This window comes from Pseudomonas flavocrustae (genome assembly GCF_029872515.1).
In the GTDB taxonomy this organism is placed as follows: domain Bacteria; phylum Pseudomonadota; class Gammaproteobacteria; order Pseudomonadales; family Pseudomonadaceae; genus Chryseomonas; species Chryseomonas aestiva.
In genome coordinates this window covers 73,427-92,424 of record NZ_JAPDIQ010000004.1, presented here as the reverse complement: position 1 = coordinate 92,424, position 18,998 = coordinate 73,427, and the positions used below count along the sequence as shown (strand labels likewise).

Sequence of the window (18,998 nt, the reverse complement as noted above, 5' to 3'; positions counted from 1 at the left end):
ACAGTCGCGCCCTACAACTTTAGCTCGCTGCAAGGCGCTCGGACGAAAGTCATGCTCCGCGGCATGACCGATATCGCCGCCCTCTCCCGCCTCATCGAGAACCTGATCCGCCTCGGCACCATTGCAGAGGTTGACCATGGCAGTCTCCCAGACAAGCGCCCTGCCCGCGTTCGGGTGCAGAGCGGTGACCTGCTGACCGGCTGGCTGCCCTGGACCGCCCTGCGCGCTGGCACCACCCGCGACTGGGATCCGCCCACCGTGGGTGAGCAGGTCCTGGTCCTCAGCCCGAGCGGCCAGACCGCCCAGGGCGTCGCCATCACCGGCCTGTTCAGCGCCCTTATTCCCGCCAACGGTGATCGCGCCGGCCTGCACCGCCGCACCTACCCGGACGGCGCCGTCGTCGAGTACGACAGCGTGGCCCATCGCCTGCGGGCCATCCTGCCCGAGGGCGGCGTCATCGACCTGACCAGCACCGGCGGCATCAACATCATCGGCCCGATCAATCACCACGGCGACTACACCCAGACCGGCAACCAGAACGTCACCGGCAAGGTGACTGTCAGCGAGGATGTGGTTGCCGCCGGCATCAGTCTGGTCAAGCACAAGCACGGCGGCGTCCAGAACGGCGGCGCCCAGACTGGAGCGCCGGCATGAACCGCACCTCCGGCCTGAGCGTCACCGAACTCGAGCACCTGCAGCAGTCGGTGGCCGACATCCTCACTACGCCGATCGGCAGCCGCCTGATGCGCCGGGACTACGGCTGCGACCTGTTCAGCCTTATCGATCAGCCCCTCAACGGCGCCCTCGCCCTGCAGGCCAAGGCGGTGATCGTAATCGCCCTGCTGCGGTGGGAGCCGCGCATCAACCTCACCCGCATCGCCCTGGCGCTGGGCGACGAGCCTGGTCAGGCCTTCGTCGACCTTGAGGGCTACAGCACCGTGACCAACACCGCCGTCAGCCTGCGGGCTCCGCTCACCCTGGGAGGCACTCGGTGACCACCTTCACCCCGATCGATCTCAGCCAGCTGCCGGATCCGGCCGTCATCGAAGCGCTCGACTTCGAGACTCTGCTCGCGGCTCGCAAAGCCAAGATGGTCAGCCTCTGGCCCGTCGCCGAGCAGGCCGCCATTGCCGCCCGCCTGGAGCTCGAATCCGAGCCGCTGACCAAGTTGCTGCAGGAGAACGTCTATCGCGAGCTGCTGCTGCGCCAGCGAGTCAACGAAGCGGCCCTCGCCACCATGCTGGCCAAAGCCAAGGACGCTGACCTCGAGCAGATCGCTGCCGGCGTCAACCTGACCCGCCTGGTCGTCATCCCGGCCAACCCCAGCGCCGTACCGCCCACCACCGCGGTGATGGAGACGGACGACGCCTTGCGCGAGCGCGTGCAGATGGCCTGGGAAGGCCTGAGCGTCGCCGGCCCGCGCAATGCCTACATCCTGCACGCCCGCAACGCTAGCGGCCTGGTGGCCGATGCCAGCGCCACCAGCCCCAGCCCAGCCGCCGTGACTGTCACGGTCCAGGCCCTGACCGGCGACGGCACCGCCTCGGCCGAGCTGCTGGCCACCGTCAGCAAGGCCCTTAACGACGAAGACGTCCGCCCGGTAGGCGATCGCCTGACCGTCCAATCGGCGCAGATCCTCCGCTACCAGGTAACCGCTATCCTGCACCTGGCCAACACCGGCGCCGAGGCCGAGGTCATCCTGGCCACGGCCAAGAAGAACCTGGCCACCTACGTCAATCAGCGCCGCCGCCTCGGCGTGCGGATCCCGCGCTCCGGCATCGATGCTGCCCTCCACGTCGCCGGCGTCGCCTGGGTCGAGCTGATCGGCTGGCAGGACGTCACGCCCACCGAAGCCCAGGCAGGCTACTGCACCGCCACCAGCGTCACCGTGGGGAGCTAAGGCATGACTGCCCTGCTCCCACCCAACAGTACCCGTCTGGAGCGCCTGGCCGCTGAAGCCCTGGCCAGCATCGGCGACGTGCCGGTCCCGCTACGCGACCTGGGCGATCCGGATCGCTGCCCAGTCGCCCTGCTGCCGTATCTGGCCTGGGCCCGTTCGGTCGATCGCTGGGACAGCACCTGGAGCGAGGCCACCAAGCGGCAGGTCATCAAGTCCGCCTACTTCGTCCACGCCCACAAGGGCACCATCGGCGCCCTGCGTCGGGTGGTCGAGCCGCTTGGCTACCTGATCCGCGTCCGCGAGTGGTGGCAGGAAAACCCAACCGGCACGCCCGGCACCTTCCGCCTGGACATTGGCGTCCTGGACACCGGTATCACCGAGGCCATGTACGACGCCTTGTCGCTCTTGATCGACGACGCCAAGCCGGTCAGCCGCCACCTCCTGGGCCTGGCCATCAGCCTTGAGGCCCGCGGCCCGGTCGGCCCGCACCTGGCCGCCTATGGCGGCGAGATCCTCACCGTCTACGCCTACCAACCCGAAGCCATCGTCGTCAGCGGCCAAGCCCTGCTGGGCGCCGGCGGCACCCATAGCATCGACACCCTGAGCATCTACCCATGAGCCAGACCTACTACGCCATCCTCACCGCCATCGGCGAGGCCAAGCTCGCCAATGCCGCGGCGCTCAACACCACCCTCAAGATCGCCAAGATGGCCGTGGGCGACGGCGGCGGCGTGGTCCCCACGCCCAACCGCAGCCAGACGGCCCTGGTCGGCGAGTGGTACCGCGCCGGCCTCAATACCCTGGCCGTGGATCCGAGCAACACCAGCCAGATCATCGCCGAGCTGGTGATCCCGGAAGCCACCGGCGGCAACTGGATCCGCGAGATGGGCCTCATCGATGCCGACGGCAACCTCATCGCCGTGGCCAACACACCGCCCAGCTACAAGCCGCAGCTGGCCGAAGGCTCCGGCCGTACCCAGGTGCTGCGCATGGTGCTGATCGTCAGCAGCGCAAGCGCGGTTGAGCTCAAGATCGATCCCAGCGTGGTGCTGGCTACCCGGCAGTACGTCGACGACGCCATCACCGTGGCCGTCAATCGCCTGGACAACAAGCAATCGGTGCGCGTGGCCACCACGGCCAATCTGCCCCTGACCGGTACGCCTACGGTCGACGGCATCGCCCTGGCCGTGGGTGATCGCATCCTGGTCAAGAACCAGGACACCGCCAGCCAGAACGGGCTCTACCTGGTCGCGGCCGGCACCTGGAACCGCGCCCTGGATGCCGACGCCAGCAGCGAGGTCACCCCGGGCCTCACCGTCTACGTCGAGCAGGGCACCGCCCAGGCTGACACCATCTGGAAGCTGGTCACCGATGCGCCCATCACCCTGGGTACCACGGCGCTGACCTTCGCTGACATCACCAGCGGCTACGCACCGCTCAAGTCGCCGGCGTTCACTGACAAGCCCACGGCGCCCACGGCAGAGCTCTTTGATGCCAGCAAGCAGCTGGCCAATACCGAGTACGTCCAGCGCGCATTGGGCAACCTGGCGAGCCTCAAGGTAATCAGCGCGGCCGCCGCACTCGACAAGACAGCCGTCGGCAACGCCATCGTCCTAGATGGCAATCCAGGCGTCGTCTATCTGCCCTCCGCGATCGACTGTCCCAAGGGCGCCCAATTGGTCATCCTCGCCAAACAGGCTGGCTGGATCCTCAGCACCTCCAACAACCAACTGCTTGATACCGGTTCCTCCACCGTCTCCGCGATCACTCTTAACGCGGGTGACCAGGTATCGCTTTTCTCCAACGCCTCGAGCTCCTGGACCATGGCGGGGGGTGCAGCTGCACTGCCCTACTCGACAGAGTTCAGGCGCAGGACACGGGCGATTGCCGCCTCGATCAGCTCCAACGGCCAACCTGCTGCAAACCAGGCGTTCACCTGGCAGAAGGTCTACCCGTCCTTCATCGCTCCTTGCGACGGGTACGTCCTCGCGCTCAGTAACCTCAACATCGGGGCGACCTCCCCTGCCAACCTGACCAACACAGCCAAGATCACCGGTAGCACCGCTGGTTCGTCCATCGTGCAGGAGGTCACCCCGCTGCCCATGACCGACATCGCCACTCTCGGCGTGGTGAAGGGCGAGACCGTGACCGTCACCTGTACAGCGGCCGGAACCAGCACCTCGGCCAGTTGGCCGACGTTGACCCACAACACCTCCTACTGGTTTATCCCCACCAGCAACCTCGTCCTCTGACCGGAGCCCTTCCATGTTGCATGCCATCCAATTCAATGCCCAGGGCCAGCCGGTCGCGCAGTTTCTCTACCGCCTTGAGGACTACGAGGCTTTCGAGCTGCCAGCCGACCAGCACGAATGCTCCGAGGTCCAGTACCAGGACTACGCCAACCAGCGCCTGATCAACGGCCAGGTTCGGCTCGCGAGTGAGGCGGATATCCTGCCTGCAGCTGCCGCTACCCGCCTCGCGGCGATCACCGACGCCTGCAACGCCGCCATCCTTGAAGGATTCGCCTCCAGGGCCCTTGGCAGCGAGCATCGCTACCCGGCCAAGCTGACCGACCAGAGCAACCTGCAAGCCTCTGTTCTGGCGTCGCTGTTCCCCGGCCTGGCCGAGGACTGGACGACGCCCTTCTGGTGCCAGGACGCCGCCGGCACCTGGGCCTATCGCCCGCATACCGCCGCCCAGATCCAGCGGGTAGGTACCGATGGCAAGGACGCCATCAATGCCTGCATCGCCCAGAAGATCCATCTCGAGGAGCAGTTGGCCAAGGCCAAGACCCTGGCCGAGGTCGAGGCCATCACCTGGACGGCACCGCAGTGATCCGCCTCGCCCTGTATAAGGCGCCGGGCGACACCTACGACCGCCTGATCCGCGCCTGGACCCGCAGCCCCTACTCACACTGTGAGCTGGTGCTGCCGGACGGGCGCTTCGTTACCAGCTCGCCACGGGACGGCGGCGTACGCGCCAAGGTGATCGATCAAGATCCAGCGGTCTGGGACTTCCTGTCCTTGCCCTGGATCCAGCCCGCTCACGTCGAGCAGTTGCTTGAGCAGGAAGCCGGCGCTGGCTATGACTGGCTGGGCATCCTCGGCAGCCAAATCCTGCCGGCCGGCATCCAGAGCCGGTCGCGCTGGTTCTGCTCGGAGTTCTGCGCCCACGTCCTGGACCTGGAGCAACCTCAGCGCTACAGCCCTAGGCAGTTGACCGAAGCTGTGCATTGGGCATTAAGATTGGGGATTACAGAATTCTAGAAAGTACAGTTTCAGGGGCTTCACTTGCGCAACTACATTCACCATATAAAAAATTACAACGAGCGACGGAAGCCTCGCGCATTTTTACTAGCAGATACCTTAATTTTTCGCCTGATTGTTGTTTTTATGGCAGCAATTTTAGCGGCATTGGGAATATATGTTCTCGATCGGATTTACTGGAAAAGCGACACCTACATACTCTTACCTTTTTGGGTTCTATTACTCGAGCTGCTTTTTGTTCCAGGGTTTCTTCAGCTTGAGCTCCTTAGGAAACTGGCCAAAGACTCAGCGTTTCACCCGCACGCTCCCACGCGCTCATTTCGAACCGCCGCCAAAAGAGAAAGACTAAGAGACGAAATGCTTCTCTGCTCTGAATTCGGGAATACCGATATCAAATCCCTGATCAACGAAATTATGGAGCAATGGAGCTGGAGAAGGTCAGTATTGAGGCAGGTCCGGCTTTCCCGTGGAGTGCAGACCAGGGCGCTCTTCAGACCACCATCCTCAGCAAACTCTCTGACACTCTTAAGCATCATCGTAGGCGCCGCAGTTACTTTCATCGTAGCCCTTACTCAAGAGACTGATCACTTCCAGTCTCTTCCGCAGATTATCGACCTGCTGAAAACCATGTTCTACATCGCGCTCAACTATGGATTGATACCGTTCGCAGCTTTCGCACTGCTAATTCCGACCATTTGGAATGGCCTACGAAATTCCGGAATCTCCATTCTTGAGACCATTGATGATGACTACTTGAGCGACAAAACTTTGTTCGCCTTCATCAACGAAGCAATGGAGATCCATGAGGCAAAAATCCCGCGACTCAGATTAAGAACAGCTGCCCGTGTGTACTGGTGCATCCGGATTCTAACTGAGCCCATGTCGAGGCTTAGTATTGTCATCCGCCAAGCCCGTAAATCAGGACGAATCGGCAAGCTTCGTCGTAAGCAACGCCAGCTCGTCTTGTAGCAGCGCCCGCTACACATCCCGCCCCGCGACCCGCGTGCGCGGATCCGCCAGCCTGTGCAGCGTCACCTACCTACCTGCGCAGGCTTACCCCCCATGGCTGACTACCATCACGGCACGCGAGTCCAAGAGATCAATCAGGGCACGCGGTCCATTTCCACCGTTTCCACCGCCATCGTTGGCATGGTCTGTACCGGCAGCGATGCCGATGCCACCGCCTTCCCACTCAACACCCCGGTCCTGCTGACCAATGTCCAGGGCGCGGTCGACAAGGCCGGCACCAAGGGCACGCTCGCGGCTTCCCTGCAGGCGATCGCCGACCAGGCCAAGCCCATGACCGTCGTGGTCCGCGTGGCCGAAGGCACCACCGCGGCTGAGACCACCTCGAACATCATCGGCGGCGTCACCGCGGGCAAATACACCGGCATGAAGGCCCTGCTCGCCGCCAAGGCGCAGCTCGGCGTGGTGCCCCGCATCCTGGGCGTGCCTGAGCTCGACACCCAGCCCGTCACCACCGCCATGGTCGCCATTGCCAAGCAGCTGCGGGGCTTCGTCTATGCCAACTGCAACGGCTGCGCCACCAAGGAAGAGGCTGTCGCCTACCGCAATCAGTTCGGCGCCCGCGAGCTCATGCTGCACTGGCCGGAATTCCTGGCCTGGTCCACCACCGAGAACAAGACCGTCACCGTCAACGCCACCGCCCGGGCCCTGGGCCTGCGTGCGCAGCTGGACCGCGACATCGGCTGGCACAAGACTCTGTCCAACGCCACCGTCGAAGGCGTGACCGGCATCAGCAAGGATGTCTTCTGGGATCTGCAGGACACCGCCACCGACAGCGACTACCTCAACAGCAACGAGGTAACCACGCTGATCAATCACGACGGCTATCGCTTCTGGGGCTCGCGCACCTGCAGCGAGGATCCGCTGTTCGCCTTCGAGAACTACACCCGCACTGCCCAGGTGCTGGCCGACACCATGGCCGAGGCGCATTTCTGGGCCGTGGACAAGCCCATGCACCCGAGCCTGGTGCGCGACCTGGTCGAGGGCATCAACGCCAAATTCCGCGAGCTGACCCGCCAGGGTTACCTGCTGGGCGGCGAGTGCTGGTACGACGCCGACGCCAACGAGAAGGAGTTGCTCAAGGCCGGCAAGCTCTTCCTGGACTACGACTACACCCCGGTCCCGCCGCTGGAAGACCTGACCCTGCGCCAGCGCATCACCGACCGCTTCCTGGCCGACTTCGCGACCCGCGTTAACGCCTGATCCTGATCACTCGGCGCCCCCTGGGGCGCCCTCTGGAGAGCTGCCCCCATGGCCATGCCCCGCAAACTCAAGAACATGATGCTTTTCAACGACGGCAACTCCTACCTAGGCGTTGCCAAGTCCTGCACCCTGCCGACTCTCGGCCGCAAGATGGAAGCCTTCCGCGGCGCCGGTATGAACGGCCCGGTCAAGGCTGACCTGGGTATGTCCGACGACGGCCTGCAGCTGGAATGGACCCTCGGCGGCCTGGACCTCACCGTCCTAAAGCAATTCGGCGCCGTGGGCGCCGCAGCCGTGCCCCTGCGCTTCGCCGGCAGCTACCAGCAGGACGACACCGGCGAGGAGACCGCTGTCGAGATCGTCGTCCGCGGCCGTCACGAGTCTATCGAGATGGGTGAAGCCACCGCCGGCGAGGACACCGAGCACAAGATCACCACCACCTGCAGCTACTACAAGCTCATCGTGGACGGCAGCACCGTGATCGAGATCGATCTTCTCAACTTCATCGAGATCGTTGGCGGTGAAGACCGCCTGGCCAAGCAGCGCGCTGCTCTCGGCATCTGATCCGTCCCCTTTCCCAGCCCGCTTCGGCGGGCCACCTGATCTCCCAAGCCTATTACCTGGAGTACCACCATGAGCGACACCACCCCCGAGAACGTCGTTGTCCTGGACCAGCCGATCGTCCGCGGCGCGACCACCATCGACCAGATCTCCCTGCGCAAGCCCAACGCCGGGGCGCTGCGTGGCATCACCCTGTCCGACCTGCTGCAGATGGACGTCAACGCCATCGTCCGCGTGATCCCGCGCATCAGCACCCCGACTCTCACCGAGGCCGAGGTCCGCGCCATGGATCCCGCCGACCTGGTCGACGCCGGGAGTGTCGTCGCCAGTTTTTTGCTCAAGAAGTCCATGAAGGCGGATCTCTTCCCCGCCACGTAGAGGACGCGATGGCAGATCTCGCCATCACGTTCCACTGGCACCCCGCTCAGCTCGATCAGCTGAGCATTTCCGAACTGATGGACTGGCGCGAACGCGCCCGCAAGCGAGTCTCCCCCGATGGCCAATGACCTGCAGATCCGCGTCCTCCTGTCCGCCCTGGACAAGGTCACGGCCCCGCTCAAACGCATCGCCGGGGGCGGCAACGCGACCGCCCGGGCGCTCAAAGCTGCCCGGGACCGGGTCAAAGAGCTCAACCAGCAGCAGCAAGACATCAGCGCCTACCAGCGCCAGCGCGAGGCCGTGCGCCAGAGCGCCGAGGCCCTGGCCAAGGGCCAGGAGAAGCTGCGGTCCTACCGCGAGCAGCTCAAGGCTATGGACGCCCCGTCCGCCGCCTTCCAGAAGACCTTCGCCAACGCGGCCACAGCCGTCGACAAGCTGCAGGCCAAGCACACCGCCCAGCGCACCGAGCTGCAGCGCCTGCTGCCGATCATGCGCACCAGTGGCGTAGATACCCGCGACCTCGGCGGCGCCCAGGCGCGGCTGCAGGCGCAGATCACCAGCGCCAATGCCGCGATCGACACCCAGCGGGGCAAGCTCGAGCGCCTCAATCGCACCCAGGAGAAGCTGGCCAGCGCCCGCAACAAGCTCAAACGCGGCCAGGAGCTCGCTGGCAACGCCGCCATGGCCGGCGCCAGCTCGGCTGCCACCGGCGCCGCGATCGGCGGCCCGGTGCTGGGCATGATCAAGGCCTTCGCCCCGGCCGAGGACGCCGCCACCCAGCTGCGCGCCTCGCTGATGCTAAGCGACGGCTCGGTCCCTGAATCCTTCAAGCAGATCTCCGACCTGGCCACGCGCCTGGGCGATCGCCTGCCCGGTACCACCGCCGAATTCCAGGAAATGATGACCATGCTGGTGCGCCAGGGGATGTCAGCCAAGACCATCCTCGGTGGCATGGGCGAGGCGGCGGCCTACCTGGGCGTCCAGCTCAAGATGCCGGTCACCGAGGCCGCGGAGTTCGCCGCCAAGATGCAGGACGCCACCCGCACCAGCGAGAAGGACCTCATGGGGCTGATGGACACCATCCAGCGCGGCTTCTACCTGGGCGTCGACTCCAACAACATGCTCGAGGGCTTCAGCAAGATCAGCCCGGCGCTGGACATCATCAAGAAGGAGGGCCTCGAGGCGGCCAACGCGCTTGCCCCCTTGCTGATCCAGCTCGACCAGACCGGCATGGAAGGCGGCGCCGCCGGCAACGCCCTACGCAAGATCTTTCAGATGGGCATGGATACGGACAAGGTCGGCAAGGCCAACAAGGGCCTCAAGGACAAGGGAATCAAGCTCGACTTCACCGATGGCAAGGGCGAATTCGGCGGCATGGAGAAGCTCTACGCCCAGCTGGACAAGCTCAAGAGTCTCAACACCGAGACCCGCCTGGGCGTACTGAAACAGGTCTTCGGCGACGACTCCGAGACCCTCACCGCGCTCAATACCATGATGTCCAAGGGACTGGCCGGCTACCAGGAAGTCCAGGGCAAGATGAAGGCCCAGGCGGACCTGCAGATGCGCGTCAACGAGCAGCTCAAGACCGTGACCAACCTCTGGGATGCCGCGACAGGTAGCTTTACCAACGCTCAAGCTCAGTTTGGGGCGTCAGTCGCGCCCCAGCTCAAGGAAATCATCACCTGGCTGACCGATGCTGCCTCCGCCACGGGCGCCTGGGCCGAGGCCAATCCCACTCTCGCCGGCAACCTGGTCAAGGTAGCCGCGGTGCTGTCAGCCGTATCGATCGCCTTCGGCACCGTTGCCCTGGGGCTGGCTGGCGTGCTGGGTCCCTTCCTCGCGCTGCGCTTCATGCTGGCCCAGGTCGGCATCCGCCTGCCGAGTCTGATCGGCCTGCTGTTCAACCTCGGCAAGACCGCCTTGCCCCTAGTGGCCACCGGCTTCCGGCTGCTCGGCGCCGCCGTGATGGCCAACCCCATTGCCGCGATCATCTTCGGCCTGGTCACCGCCGGCGCTTTGCTCTACGCCAACTGGAGCACCATCGGGCCCTGGTTCAAAGGGATCTGGGAGGAGATGAAGCTGGGAGCCAGTGGTGGTATTACCGGCATCGCCAAGCTGATCCTGGACTTCTCGCCGATCGGCCTCTTCTACCGGGCCTTCGCGGCGGTGATGAACTACTTCGGCTTCGAGCTCCCGGCCAAATTCACCGAGCTCGGCGGCATGATGATGCAGGGCCTGGTCAACGGCATCACCAGCGGCCTGGGCGCGGTGAAGAACGCGGTGATGGGCGCCGGCGAGAGCGCGATCAACTTCTTCAAGGAGAAGCTGGACATCCACTCGCCGTCCCGCGTCTTCGCCTCCCTGGGTGAGTTCACCATGCAGGGCCTGGCCATCGGCCTGGGCAAGGGGGAAGGCAGTCCGCTGGCCCAGATCGCCGATACCGCCAAGCGCATCGCCAGCGCGGGCGCGGTCGCCCTGGGCGTCGGTACGGCTGCCACTCCAGCGCTGGCCAACGGCATCACCTTCGACGACCGACCCGCGATGTCCGCTGCAGCACCTGCTGCTCCTACGGGCGGGGATACCTATCACTTCCACTTTGCTGCAGCCCCCGGACAGGACACCCAAGCGCTGGAACGGCAGATCCGAGGCATCATGGCCCGGATCGAGTCTGAGAAGGCTGCCCGCGGCCGCAGCAGCCTCAAGGACAGGAGCTGATCACCATGATGATGGCCCTCGGCAACTTCATCTTCAGCCTCTACACCCTCGCCTACCAGGAGCTGCAGCGGCAGACCGACTACCGCCACGCCACCAGCTCCCGCGTAGGCGCGGCGCCGGCGCGCCAGTTCCTGGGCAAGGGCGACGACAGCATCACCCTGCCCGGCTGGCTCGCCCCGGAGCTTGCCGGCACGCCCAGCAGCCTGGACGTGCTGCGCTACATGGCCGGCACCGGCGGCGCCTGGCCACTGATCGAGGGCAGCGGGCGGATCTACGGGCTCTGGGTCATCGAGAGCATCACCGAGACCAAGACGCTCTTCTTCTCGGACGGCACCCCGCGCCGCATCGAGTTCAGCATCGCCCTGAAGCGCGTCGACGACGACACCGGCCGCGAGCTGCTCGGCGCCGGTATGGCCGGCATGGGTACCCTGCTGAGGAAACTGCTGTGATCCAGGAGCTGCTCGACACCGGCACCGGCCATCTGCGCACCCTCGGCCGCGACCTGGTGCAGGGCGCTACCTATGCCCAGGCGCGCTACCAGATCCTGGTCGACGGCAAGGACATCAGCGCCCTCATCGCGCCGCGGCTGATCAGCCTGGATCTGACGGACAACCGCGGCCTCGAGGCCGACCAGCTGAGCCTGGTGCTGTCCGACCACGACGGTCTGCTGGCCATCCCGCCCCGGGGCGCCAAGATCCGTCTCTGGCTGGGCTGGTCCACCACCGGCCTGATCGACAAGGGCAGCTATATCGTCGACGAGACCGAGCACAGCGGCGCCCCCGACGTGCTGAGCATCCGCGCCCGCAGTGCCGACCTGCGCAAGGGCCTCAAGACCAAACGGGACCAGAGCTACAGCGCCACCACCCTGGGCGCCGTGCTGCGCGTCCTGGCTGCGCGCCAGGGGCTCACCCCGCTCATCGCGCCCGACCTCGAGGCGCAGCAGATCCTGCAGCTGGACCAGACCAGCGAATCGGACGCCAACCTGCTGACCCGGCTGGGCGAGGACTATGACGCGGTGGCCACCGTGAAGGCGGGCCGGCTGCTGTTCCTCCCGGCCGGCGGCGGCAAGGCCGTCAGCGGCGCTGATCTGGGCCACGTCACCCTGACTCGAAAGGACGGCGACCAGCACAGCTATCTGCAGGCCGATCGCGAGAGCTACGACGCCGTGCGGGCCTTCTACTACGACGTCAACAGCGCCAAGAAGAAGGAGGCCATCGCGGGCGGCGGCGAGAACGTGAAGGACCTGCGCCACACCTACACCGACCAGCTCTCCGCGCTGCGCGCCGCCCGGGCCGAGTGGAACCGCCTGCAGCGCGGCACCGCCACCCTCACCTACCAGCTCGCCCTGGGCCGCCCGGAGCTCATGCCCGAACTCACCTACACCCTGCAGGGCGTGAAGGCCGAGATCGACGCCATCATCTGGTACGGGGGGAACGTGCAGCACAGCCTCACCGCGGACGGCGGCTACATCACCCGCCTCGAGCTGGAAGCCAAGCTGCCGGAAGACCTGGTCGCCGACCTGGTCGACGAGATCCAGGGCGATTACACCGGGATCATCGCCTACTACCGTGATCCCAAAACCGGCAAGGAGCACACCCTCACCGAGGGCGACCAGAGCAAGCCGCGGCGGCTGCGGCACCTGTACGCCACCAAGGCGACGGCGAAGCGCGCGGTGGAACGGGAATGGAAGAAGCTGCAGGCTGAGAAGGCGTCCGCCTAATCATCAGCGCAATGGACCATGGGCCTGCCCTAAATCTTTAGCCAACCGCACCAGCCGCTGCTGATCACTCGAAGAAAGGCGACGGAAAGCCAGTAACAGGTCAGCCTCGGACCGAGAGGGAAGCAGCGGCCAACGTTGTCGGCAGATTGGGGCAATGCGGATCGAGGCCTGTTCCATGGTATTACCTAGCTCGCTAACACTGTATGGCTATACAGTACATTCTGTGAACCAGTTCGCCAAGGCTAGAAGTAATGCAAAAAAAAGCCCGGCAATGCACCGGGCTAGAGCTTTAGGGCTTCGGGCACATGGTCAGTGCCCGCTGCACAAGTCCTGACGCCGGTACATACCAGGTCTTGCCGGTGCCGACCGATTCTGGTGACTGGCGCCAGATCTCTGCCAGATCACGCCAGCCTTTCTCAGCGGCCCGAGTTCGAGCAGACCCATTGACCGCATAGGTCACGCCGTTGACGCGAACAACCGTATAGGCGGGAGGCTCGCAGTCCAATTCAGCGGAGGGCACAGTGAAGGGCCAATCCTTACCGTACTCCTCGGCGGTGACGATGACCCCATGCGGCGCCGGCTTGCCGCCTAACAGCTTGATCGCGACCCAGCCGATAGCGATCACCACTATCAATCCCACAACGTAGTGCTTGAACCTGACGCCAGGGTCTTTCACACCGCAACCAGGACAGACTTTCGCCGTCATCGCTACCTGGTGACCACATTCTTTGCAGGTTGTCAGCGCCACAGGAAACCTCCGCAGCGGGAGGCGATAAGGACAGGTCGCAAGAGACCTAGAGGAAAAGGCATGGAAATGCTCCTTGAGGATCCATGATTCCCGGCCACCATGGCCAGGGCCAGCAAGACTTACGACTTGCCGGAATCCAGTGCGCCATCCGCTGCCGCCATAGCAAACGTCATGCGGCGGACGGACTCTTTGTTGTACTCAGACATTCCCCGGACATAGAGGAGGATCTCAGCCTCTTCTGGGCCAAGCGCGTTTTCCGGGATAGCGCTCGCGCGTAGACCAGTTATGACGTAGCACACGTCAACGCCAGCGTTGTGAAGTGCCTGCAGGTACAGAGCATCAGGGCTCCGTTCATCCTTCTCATACTTCACTTGGGCGTTTGTCTTCACGCCGCCAAATTCGCCGAAAACCCCTTGGGACATGCCAAGGCGCTCGCGCTCCTCCTTCAACCGGCTCCCGATTGAACTCATTTGAATAAAACTACCCTGTTGACTTAACTCAATTGAGTGATAGAGTTCGCGTGACTTAACTCATTTGAACGAATTTGAACTATGACAGCGCTGCGCACACCGGCACAAGCACGTGAGGCTTTAGAGCGAGAGGGCAGGAGCATCGCCGACTTCTGCCGCGAGCATGAGCTCGACGCCTTCACCGTCTACCAGGTGCTGGCAGGCAAGAAGAAGGGGAAGCGAGGCATGGCCCACCGCGCGGCGGTACTACTGGGCATAAAAGACGGTGAGATAAACGTTGCTAAGCCGGAACAGTACGGGCCTGCGGCCCAGGGAGAAACTGGAAGATGAAACGCCCCGCCCTAGAAACTCGCCGCCAGGTCATCAGCGCAGTCATCTGCGCATACCCAGGCGGCCGCGAGTGCGCCGCAGCCCGCCTCGGCCTGCCGCTCAAGAAGTTCGATAACCACGCCTACGAAACTGCCGGCTGCCGCCCGCTGAGCGACGCCCAGATCCTGCTACTCGAGCAGGAGACCGGCACCACCCACCTGGTGGACTACCTGGCTTCTCAGTACGGCGGCTTTTTCGTGCGCCAGGCCGAGATCGGCGACCTGGACAACCTGGACCTCTACGCCCGCTCGGTGAAGACCGCCGTCAAGCGTGGCCTGGTGGACCAGATCATCGGCCAGGCCCTCGAGGATGGCGTCATCGATGAGAAAGAGATCGAGCAGATTCTCGGCGCGCATCGCCGGCATATGGCAGCACGCGAGGAAGAGGTCTGGGCGGTGATCACGCTGCACGCGGCCAGGTCGTCTGGCCGAAAACACTAGCCGAAGGGCGAACCCTGAAAGCCTGCCAGGACAGCGGGCCCGAAGTCGGCGCGGAGCGCCAGAAACCGGCTAGGCCGGAGCCGCCACAGGCGGCAGGGAAGATAGATGTCTTTGTTCAAGAAACAGAAGAAGGGGCAATTCTGGTGCTGCTTCTGTGGTGCGCCCCTGGTCTGCCGGACCAGCTGGTTTGCCCACGTGTTCCTGCGGCAACAGGTTTTCCAGTGTCACTTCGCGCCCTGCAGCGCGTCGTTTTATGCCCACACCGAGCTGACTCACCTGGCCAGCCCGAGCGGATTGCCGAATGCGCCGGCATGCGAGTTGCCCCCAAGCAACAGCCACCTGACTGCCATGGCGCAGAAGGTATACGAGAACAACCTGGCCGTCCGTGAAGAGCAGCTCAATCTGCTCCAGGAAGAGCACGAAGAAGACCAGCAGCACGTCAGAGAGGACATCGCATCGTGACCACCACCAACCACCCCGCCGACTACCTCGACACCATGCAGGCCGCTGCCCTGGCCTACCTGCGCAACCACGAAGCCAAGCACCTTGGCCGCAGCCAGGCCCTGCAGGATGCAGCCGCCGCGCACCTGCAGCTGATGGGCGTGCCGCAGCACACCGCCGAGCGCCTGGTCACTCGCGCCAACGATCAACTCGAAGCCCTCAAGGGCCACCGCTTCCTGGACATCGACGCCAGCACCGGCGACGTCGTCGTCCTGGTCAACCCGGCCACTGGCCTGCGCTACTGCATTCCGGTCGTGGAGATCTTCGACGCCCTGATCGACGAAGACCCCGGCACGCGACAGAACGCCTCCCGCTAAGCCCCTGAATACCTAATCCATGCCCGCCTTGCGTGGGTATGGGTGAACTGCGCCTTTTTGCAGCGAGAAACATCATGCCGAACACCCTTTCCCTCCAGATCGAACTGCCGCCGGCAGTCGCTGAGACCTACGCCCGCTGGCTCCAGGGCCGCGCCGACTACATCGTCAACCAGCACTGGAACGAGCCGCGCTACCTCCGGATCGAGGACACCGACAAGCGCCGCGCCTCCATCCTGCAGCGCTTCCCTTCCATGCTCGCCGCCCACCAGACCGCCGCCCAGATCCGCGCTCAGCTCGCCAACCAGGAGGCCAACTGATGCGCCGCCAACTCGACGTGACCCTCGCCCGCGACGCCGCTGGCTCTACCGTTGTATCGAACGATGGCGTCCTGGGCGTCATCGACTTCTGGACCCCCGCCGAGCTGCGCGAGCTGGCCCGCGCCTTGAACATCCTGGCCACCGACGCCGAACGCCATGAGGGCAGCGACCTGCGCCTGGTGCGCGACCTCGGTACCGGCCGCGCGGCGGAGTTCTAAGCATGTACCAAATGGATCACCAGCTCCGCGCCGACGTGCTGCAGCGCCTCGAGGGCGACCTCGGGATGCGGCACATCGGCGGGACGAACTACATGCGCAAGGGCGAGTGCCCGGCCTGCCACAAGCGCGAGCTCTTCACCGATCACCGTGCGCCATGGGTGCTGAAGTGCGGCCGTGAGTCCAAGTGCGGCCAGACCTGGCACGTCAAGGAGCTCTATAGCGACCTGTTCGAGGATTGGTCCGAGCGCTTCAAGCCCACCAGCGACGCCCCGGCCGCGAGCGCCGACGGCTACCTCCAATTCGCCCGCGGCTTTGACCTGAGCCTGGTCAAGGGCTGGTACACCCAGGAGAACTACTGGGATCGGGACCAACGCATCGGCTCGGCCACCGTGCGCTTCCCGTTGGCCAAGGGCGGCTATTGGGAACGACTGATCGACCGCCCCGCGCGTTTCGGCAAGCAGAAAGCCCGCTTCCAGCCCGGCGCCAGCTACCGCGGCGTCTGGTGGTGCCCGCCAAGCCTGGACCTGCAGACGGTCCAGGAGCTCTGGATCGTCGAGGGCATCTTCGACGCCATCGCCCTGACCCACCACGGCATCGCCGCGGTCTCGGCCATGAGCAGCAACGCCTATCCCGAGCAGTCCCTCAAGGACCTGGCCAGCGCGCGCCAGGGCAAGCTGCCGAAGCTGGTCTGGGCGCTGGACAACGAGCCCGGCGCCCACCGCTACACCCGCCGCTGGGCCCGGCAAGCCCGCGAGCTGGGCTTCAAGTGCGAGGCTGCCCAGATCCCGCAACCGGGCAGCCGTAAGGTCGACTGGAACGACCTGCACCAGCGCTGGGCCTTCGAGCAGGACGACGCCAAGCGCGAGGAACGCCGCGACCAGGACCTCAAGGAGACCCGCTACCACGGCGCCCTGCTGCTGGCCGACACCGCGGCAGAGAAAGCGGTCCTCATGTACGAATGGCGCGAGCGGCACGAATTCCACTTCACCTACGAGGCCCGTCTCTACTGGTTCAAGCTCGACCTGGACAAGTACAACAAGGCCCTCACCCACATTGAGGAGTCCGAGCGCGACGAAGACCGCGAGCTGACCACCAAGCAGCAGCGCGACAAAGCCATGCGCCTGGCCGGCAACGTGGTGGAGATCGCCAACTGCGCGCCCCAGGCGCTGTACTTCCAGCGCAACGAGGTCACCGACGAGTCCTGGTACTACTTCCGCGTCGAGTTTCCCCACGACGGCGCCCCGGTGAAGAACACCTTCACCGGGGCCCAGGTCGCCGCCGCCAGCGAGTTCAAGAAGCGCCTGCTCAGCATGGCCGCCGGCGCCGTCTTCACCGGCAGCGGCACCCAGCTGGACAAGATCATGAAGGACCAGCTCTTCGGCCTGAAAACCGTGGAGACCATGGACTATGTCGGCTACAGCCGCGAGCACAGCTGCTATGTCTTCGGCGACCTGGCGGTCCGTGATGGCCAGCTGCACCAGGTCAACGACGAGGACTACTTCGACTTCGGTAAGCTGCGCCTCAAGACCCTGCAGAAGACCATCGGCCTCAAGCCCAACCCCGCCGCCGGCGACTACCGCAGCGACTGGCTGCCGCTGCTCTGGACCTGCTTCGGCGCCAACGGCCTGACCGCCCTCACCTTCTGGTTCGGCTCGCTGTTCGCCGAGCAGATCCGCGCCCGCTACCAGTCCTTCCCCTTCCTGGAAGCCACCGGCGAGGCCGGTGCCGGCAAGACCACGCTGCTGACCTTTCTCTGGAAGCTGTTCGGCCGGGCCGGCTACGAAGGCTTCGACCCGTCCAAGTCCTCCACCGCCGGTCGCAGCCGCGCCATGGGCCAGGTCGCCGGCATGCCCATCGTCCTCATTGAGGGCGATCGCAACGACCCGGAGAAGGCCCACGCCAAGAGCTTTGATTGGGACGAGCTGAAAGACTTCTTCGGCGGCGGCACCCTACGCACCCGGGGCATGAAGACGTCGGGCAACGAAACCTACGAGCCGCCCTTCCGCGGCACCATCGCCATCAGTCAGAACGCCCCGGTCAGCGCCTCGGAAGCCATCCTCACCCGGATCGTCAAGCTGCACTTCACCCGCCCGGTGCTGACCGACGAGAGCCGCGCCGCGGCCGACACCCTGAGCCGTATGGACGGCGAGGCCCTGAGCCACTTTCTGCTGCTGGCCACCCGCAAGGAAGCCGAGGTCCTGGCTCGCTTCCACGAACTCTTCCCTCAGTACGAAGCCAAGCTGCGGCGCCTGGGCGACACCTGCTTCTGCTGCGGTGCGCGCTTGAGCGGCGATGCCCATCGCTGCAGCAGCTGCCAGAGCGAGCTGGTCGGCCACCTGCGCATTGAGCGGATCGTGAAGAACCACGCCATGTTCCTCGCCCTGCTCGACTGCCTCGCCCTGGTGGTGGACATCCCCGCCAGCATGGTCAGCGAGACCCAGCGCACCATCGTTCGCATCGCCCTGGAGCGCCAGGCCGCCATCAGCGCGGATAACCCGGTCGTGACCGAATTCTGGCAGGTCTACGACTACCTCCAATCGCTCAGCGAAAACCCGGTCGTCAACCACAGCAAAGACGGCGCGGTGGTGGCCATCAACCTCAACGAGTTCATCGAGCGCGCCGCCGAGCACCGCCAGCGCCTGGCCGATATGAGCACCCTCCGCGAACTGCTCAAGGACAGCCGCCAGTTCCGCTTCCAAGACAACAAGGCCGTCGACAGCCGCATTCGCGAGCTGCAGCGCGCCGCCAATCCACTCGACAACCGCCCCAGCAAGGTCCGCTGCTGGGTATTCACCAACCCCCACTATCAGCCGGGCGACAAGGCCGGCACCAGCAAGCCCACCAGGTAA

Annotated in this window: 24 protein-coding genes; 22 read left to right on the top strand and 2 right to left on the bottom strand. The window is 64.8% G+C overall.

Going from position 1 to position 18,998, the window contains the following annotated elements; all coding sequences use genetic code 11:
* Positions 1-63: 63 nt before the first annotated feature.
* The 15 genes from OMP44_RS10920 (at position 64) to OMP44_RS10850 (ending at position 12,769) form a co-directional block, all read left to right on the top strand.
* Positions 64-654: a phage baseplate assembly protein V gene (locus OMP44_RS10920; protein WP_280308496.1), complete on the top strand. Its 591-nt coding sequence runs from the start codon at positions 64-66 to the stop codon at positions 652-654.
* Positions 651-995, top strand: coding sequence for a GPW/gp25 family protein (locus OMP44_RS10915; RefSeq protein WP_280307946.1), 345 nt, complete (start codon positions 651-653; stop codon positions 993-995). The genes OMP44_RS10920 and OMP44_RS10915 overlap by 4 nt, the downstream gene beginning before the upstream one ends.
* Positions 992-1,900, top strand: coding sequence for a baseplate J/gp47 family protein (locus tag OMP44_RS10910; RefSeq protein WP_280307943.1), 909 nt, complete (start codon positions 992-994; stop codon positions 1,898-1,900). The genes OMP44_RS10915 and OMP44_RS10910 overlap by 4 nt, the downstream gene beginning before the upstream one ends.
* Positions 1,901-1,903: 3 nt before the next feature.
* Complete coding sequence (locus tag OMP44_RS10905; RefSeq protein WP_280307941.1) at positions 1,904-2,518, top strand: phage tail protein I; 615 nt, start codon at positions 1,904-1,906, stop codon at positions 2,516-2,518.
* Complete coding sequence (locus tag OMP44_RS10900; protein ID WP_280307938.1) at positions 2,515-4,152, top strand: phage tail protein; 1,638 nt, start codon at positions 2,515-2,517, stop codon at positions 4,150-4,152. The genes OMP44_RS10905 and OMP44_RS10900 overlap by 4 nt, the downstream gene beginning before the upstream one ends.
* Before the next feature lie 13 nt (positions 4,153-4,165).
* The gene (locus tag OMP44_RS10895) at positions 4,166-4,735 is read left to right on the top strand and encodes a DUF4376 domain-containing protein (protein WP_280307937.1); all 570 of its coding nucleotides are present in this window, start codon (positions 4,166-4,168) and stop codon (positions 4,733-4,735) included.
* On the top strand, positions 4,732-5,166 hold the full coding sequence (locus tag OMP44_RS10890) for a hypothetical protein (protein WP_280307934.1): 435 nt from the start codon (positions 4,732-4,734) through the stop codon (positions 5,164-5,166). The genes OMP44_RS10895 and OMP44_RS10890 overlap by 4 nt, the downstream gene beginning before the upstream one ends.
* A 24-nt stretch (positions 5,167-5,190) precedes the next feature.
* The gene (locus tag OMP44_RS10885; protein WP_280307931.1) at positions 5,191-6,135 is read left to right on the top strand and encodes a hypothetical protein; all 945 of its coding nucleotides are present in this window, start codon (positions 5,191-5,193) and stop codon (positions 6,133-6,135) included.
* A 93-nt stretch (positions 6,136-6,228) separates the two neighbouring features.
* Positions 6,229-7,395, top strand: a complete 1,167-nt coding sequence (locus OMP44_RS10880; RefSeq protein ID WP_280307929.1) for a phage tail sheath protein — start codon at positions 6,229-6,231, stop codon at positions 7,393-7,395.
* A gap of 48 nt (positions 7,396-7,443) precedes the next feature.
* Complete coding sequence (locus OMP44_RS10875) at positions 7,444-7,959, top strand: phage major tail tube protein (protein WP_280307926.1); 516 nt, start codon at positions 7,444-7,446, stop codon at positions 7,957-7,959.
* 69 nt (positions 7,960-8,028) lie between these two features.
* Complete coding sequence (locus OMP44_RS10870; RefSeq protein ID WP_280307924.1) at positions 8,029-8,334, top strand: phage tail assembly protein; 306 nt, start codon at positions 8,029-8,031, stop codon at positions 8,332-8,334.
* An 8-nt stretch (positions 8,335-8,342) separates the two neighbouring features.
* Complete coding sequence (locus OMP44_RS10865) at positions 8,343-8,462, top strand: GpE family phage tail protein (protein ID WP_268581700.1); 120 nt, start codon at positions 8,343-8,345, stop codon at positions 8,460-8,462.
* Positions 8,452-11,049, top strand: a complete 2,598-nt coding sequence (locus OMP44_RS10860) for a phage tail tape measure protein (RefSeq protein WP_280307916.1) — start codon at positions 8,452-8,454, stop codon at positions 11,047-11,049. The genes OMP44_RS10865 and OMP44_RS10860 overlap by 11 nt, the downstream gene beginning before the upstream one ends.
* Before the next feature lie 5 nt (positions 11,050-11,054).
* Positions 11,055-11,498, top strand: coding sequence for a phage tail protein (locus tag OMP44_RS10855; protein WP_280307914.1), 444 nt, complete (start codon positions 11,055-11,057; stop codon positions 11,496-11,498).
* Positions 11,495-12,769, top strand: coding sequence for a phage late control D family protein (locus tag OMP44_RS10850; RefSeq protein WP_280307911.1), 1,275 nt, complete (start codon positions 11,495-11,497; stop codon positions 12,767-12,769). The genes OMP44_RS10855 and OMP44_RS10850 overlap by 4 nt, the downstream gene beginning before the upstream one ends.
* A gap of 289 nt (positions 12,770-13,058) precedes the next feature.
* On the opposite strand, the gene OMP44_RS10845 is transcribed toward OMP44_RS10850, so the two are convergent.
* Together OMP44_RS10845 and OMP44_RS10840 are read right to left on the bottom strand one after the other, a co-directional pair.
* Positions 13,059-13,517, bottom strand: a complete 459-nt coding sequence (locus tag OMP44_RS10845; RefSeq protein WP_280307909.1) for a DUF2511 domain-containing protein — start codon at positions 13,515-13,517, stop codon at positions 13,059-13,061.
* Between the two features lie 119 nt (positions 13,518-13,636).
* Positions 13,637-13,966, bottom strand: coding sequence for a helix-turn-helix domain-containing protein (locus OMP44_RS10840; protein WP_280307906.1), 330 nt, complete (start codon positions 13,964-13,966; stop codon positions 13,637-13,639).
* Positions 13,967-14,068: 102 nt separating this feature from the next.
* Between OMP44_RS10840 and OMP44_RS10835 the strand changes: the two genes are divergently transcribed.
* The 7 genes from OMP44_RS10835 (at position 14,069) to OMP44_RS10805 (ending at position 18,998) form a co-directional block, all read left to right on the top strand.
* Positions 14,069-14,317 carry a helix-turn-helix domain-containing protein gene (locus OMP44_RS10835; RefSeq protein ID WP_017641658.1) on the top strand — a complete coding sequence of 83 codons (249 nt, stop codon included), beginning with the start codon at positions 14,069-14,071 and terminating at the stop codon, positions 14,315-14,317.
* Positions 14,314-14,796: a YmfL family putative regulatory protein gene (locus tag OMP44_RS10830; RefSeq protein WP_280307902.1), complete on the top strand. Its 483-nt coding sequence runs from the start codon at positions 14,314-14,316 to the stop codon at positions 14,794-14,796. The genes OMP44_RS10835 and OMP44_RS10830 overlap by 4 nt, the downstream gene beginning before the upstream one ends.
* 105 nt (positions 14,797-14,901) lie before the next feature.
* Positions 14,902-15,258 (top strand): hypothetical protein, encoded by a 357-nt coding sequence (locus OMP44_RS10825; protein WP_280307900.1) that lies wholly within the window; start codon positions 14,902-14,904, stop codon positions 15,256-15,258.
* Complete coding sequence (locus OMP44_RS10820) at positions 15,255-15,614, top strand: hypothetical protein (RefSeq protein ID WP_280307898.1); 360 nt, start codon at positions 15,255-15,257, stop codon at positions 15,612-15,614. The genes OMP44_RS10825 and OMP44_RS10820 overlap by 4 nt, the downstream gene beginning before the upstream one ends.
* A gap of 74 nt (positions 15,615-15,688) precedes the next feature.
* Entirely contained in the window at positions 15,689-15,931 is a 243-nt protein-coding gene (locus OMP44_RS10815) for a hypothetical protein (protein ID WP_133863227.1), read from the top strand.
* The gene (locus OMP44_RS10810; RefSeq protein WP_133863228.1) at positions 15,931-16,149 is read left to right on the top strand and encodes a hypothetical protein; all 219 of its coding nucleotides are present in this window, start codon (positions 15,931-15,933) and stop codon (positions 16,147-16,149) included. The genes OMP44_RS10815 and OMP44_RS10810 overlap by 1 nt, the downstream gene beginning before the upstream one ends.
* Positions 16,150-16,151: 2 nt before the next feature.
* Complete coding sequence (locus OMP44_RS10805) at positions 16,152-18,998, top strand: toprim domain-containing protein (RefSeq protein WP_280307894.1); 2,847 nt, start codon at positions 16,152-16,154, stop codon at positions 18,996-18,998.

What these genes read in the sequence shown, in the direction of transcription:
- OMP44_RS10830 (WP_280307902.1), top strand. Translation starts at nt 14,314, where the DNA reads ATGAAACGCCCCGCCCTAGAAACTCGCCGCCAGGTCATCAGCGCAGTC.
- OMP44_RS10865 (WP_268581700.1), top strand. Translation starts at nt 8,343, where the DNA reads ATGGCAGATCTCGCCATCACGTTCCACTGGCACCCCGCTCAGCTCGAT.
- OMP44_RS10870 (WP_280307924.1), top strand. Translation starts at nt 8,029, where the DNA reads ATGAGCGACACCACCCCCGAGAACGTCGTTGTCCTGGACCAGCCGATC.
- OMP44_RS10815 (WP_133863227.1), top strand. Translation starts at nt 15,689, where the DNA reads ATGCCGAACACCCTTTCCCTCCAGATCGAACTGCCGCCGGCAGTCGCT.
- OMP44_RS10920 (WP_280308496.1), top strand. Translation starts at nt 64, where the DNA reads ATGACCGATATCGCCGCCCTCTCCCGCCTCATCGAGAACCTGATCCGC.
- OMP44_RS10825 (WP_280307900.1), top strand. Translation starts at nt 14,902, where the DNA reads ATGTCTTTGTTCAAGAAACAGAAGAAGGGGCAATTCTGGTGCTGCTTC.
- OMP44_RS10810 (WP_133863228.1), top strand. Translation starts at nt 15,931, where the DNA reads ATGCGCCGCCAACTCGACGTGACCCTCGCCCGCGACGCCGCTGGCTCT.
- OMP44_RS10835 (WP_017641658.1), top strand. Translation starts at nt 14,069, where the DNA reads ATGACAGCGCTGCGCACACCGGCACAAGCACGTGAGGCTTTAGAGCGA.
- OMP44_RS10900 (WP_280307938.1), top strand. Translation starts at nt 2,515, where the DNA reads ATGAGCCAGACCTACTACGCCATCCTCACCGCCATCGGCGAGGCCAAG.
- OMP44_RS10915 (WP_280307946.1), top strand. Translation starts at nt 651, where the DNA reads ATGAACCGCACCTCCGGCCTGAGCGTCACCGAACTCGAGCACCTGCAG.
- OMP44_RS10805 (WP_280307894.1), top strand. Translation starts at nt 16,152, where the DNA reads ATGTACCAAATGGATCACCAGCTCCGCGCCGACGTGCTGCAGCGCCTC.
- OMP44_RS10880 (WP_280307929.1), top strand. Translation starts at nt 6,229, where the DNA reads ATGGCTGACTACCATCACGGCACGCGAGTCCAAGAGATCAATCAGGGC.
- OMP44_RS10860 (WP_280307916.1), top strand. Translation starts at nt 8,452, where the DNA reads ATGGCCAATGACCTGCAGATCCGCGTCCTCCTGTCCGCCCTGGACAAG.
- OMP44_RS10905 (WP_280307941.1), top strand. Translation starts at nt 1,904, where the DNA reads ATGACTGCCCTGCTCCCACCCAACAGTACCCGTCTGGAGCGCCTGGCC.
- OMP44_RS10855 (WP_280307914.1), top strand. Translation starts at nt 11,055, where the DNA reads ATGATGATGGCCCTCGGCAACTTCATCTTCAGCCTCTACACCCTCGCC.
- OMP44_RS10875 (WP_280307926.1), top strand. Translation starts at nt 7,444, where the DNA reads ATGGCCATGCCCCGCAAACTCAAGAACATGATGCTTTTCAACGACGGC.
- OMP44_RS10895 (WP_280307937.1), top strand. Translation starts at nt 4,166, where the DNA reads ATGTTGCATGCCATCCAATTCAATGCCCAGGGCCAGCCGGTCGCGCAG.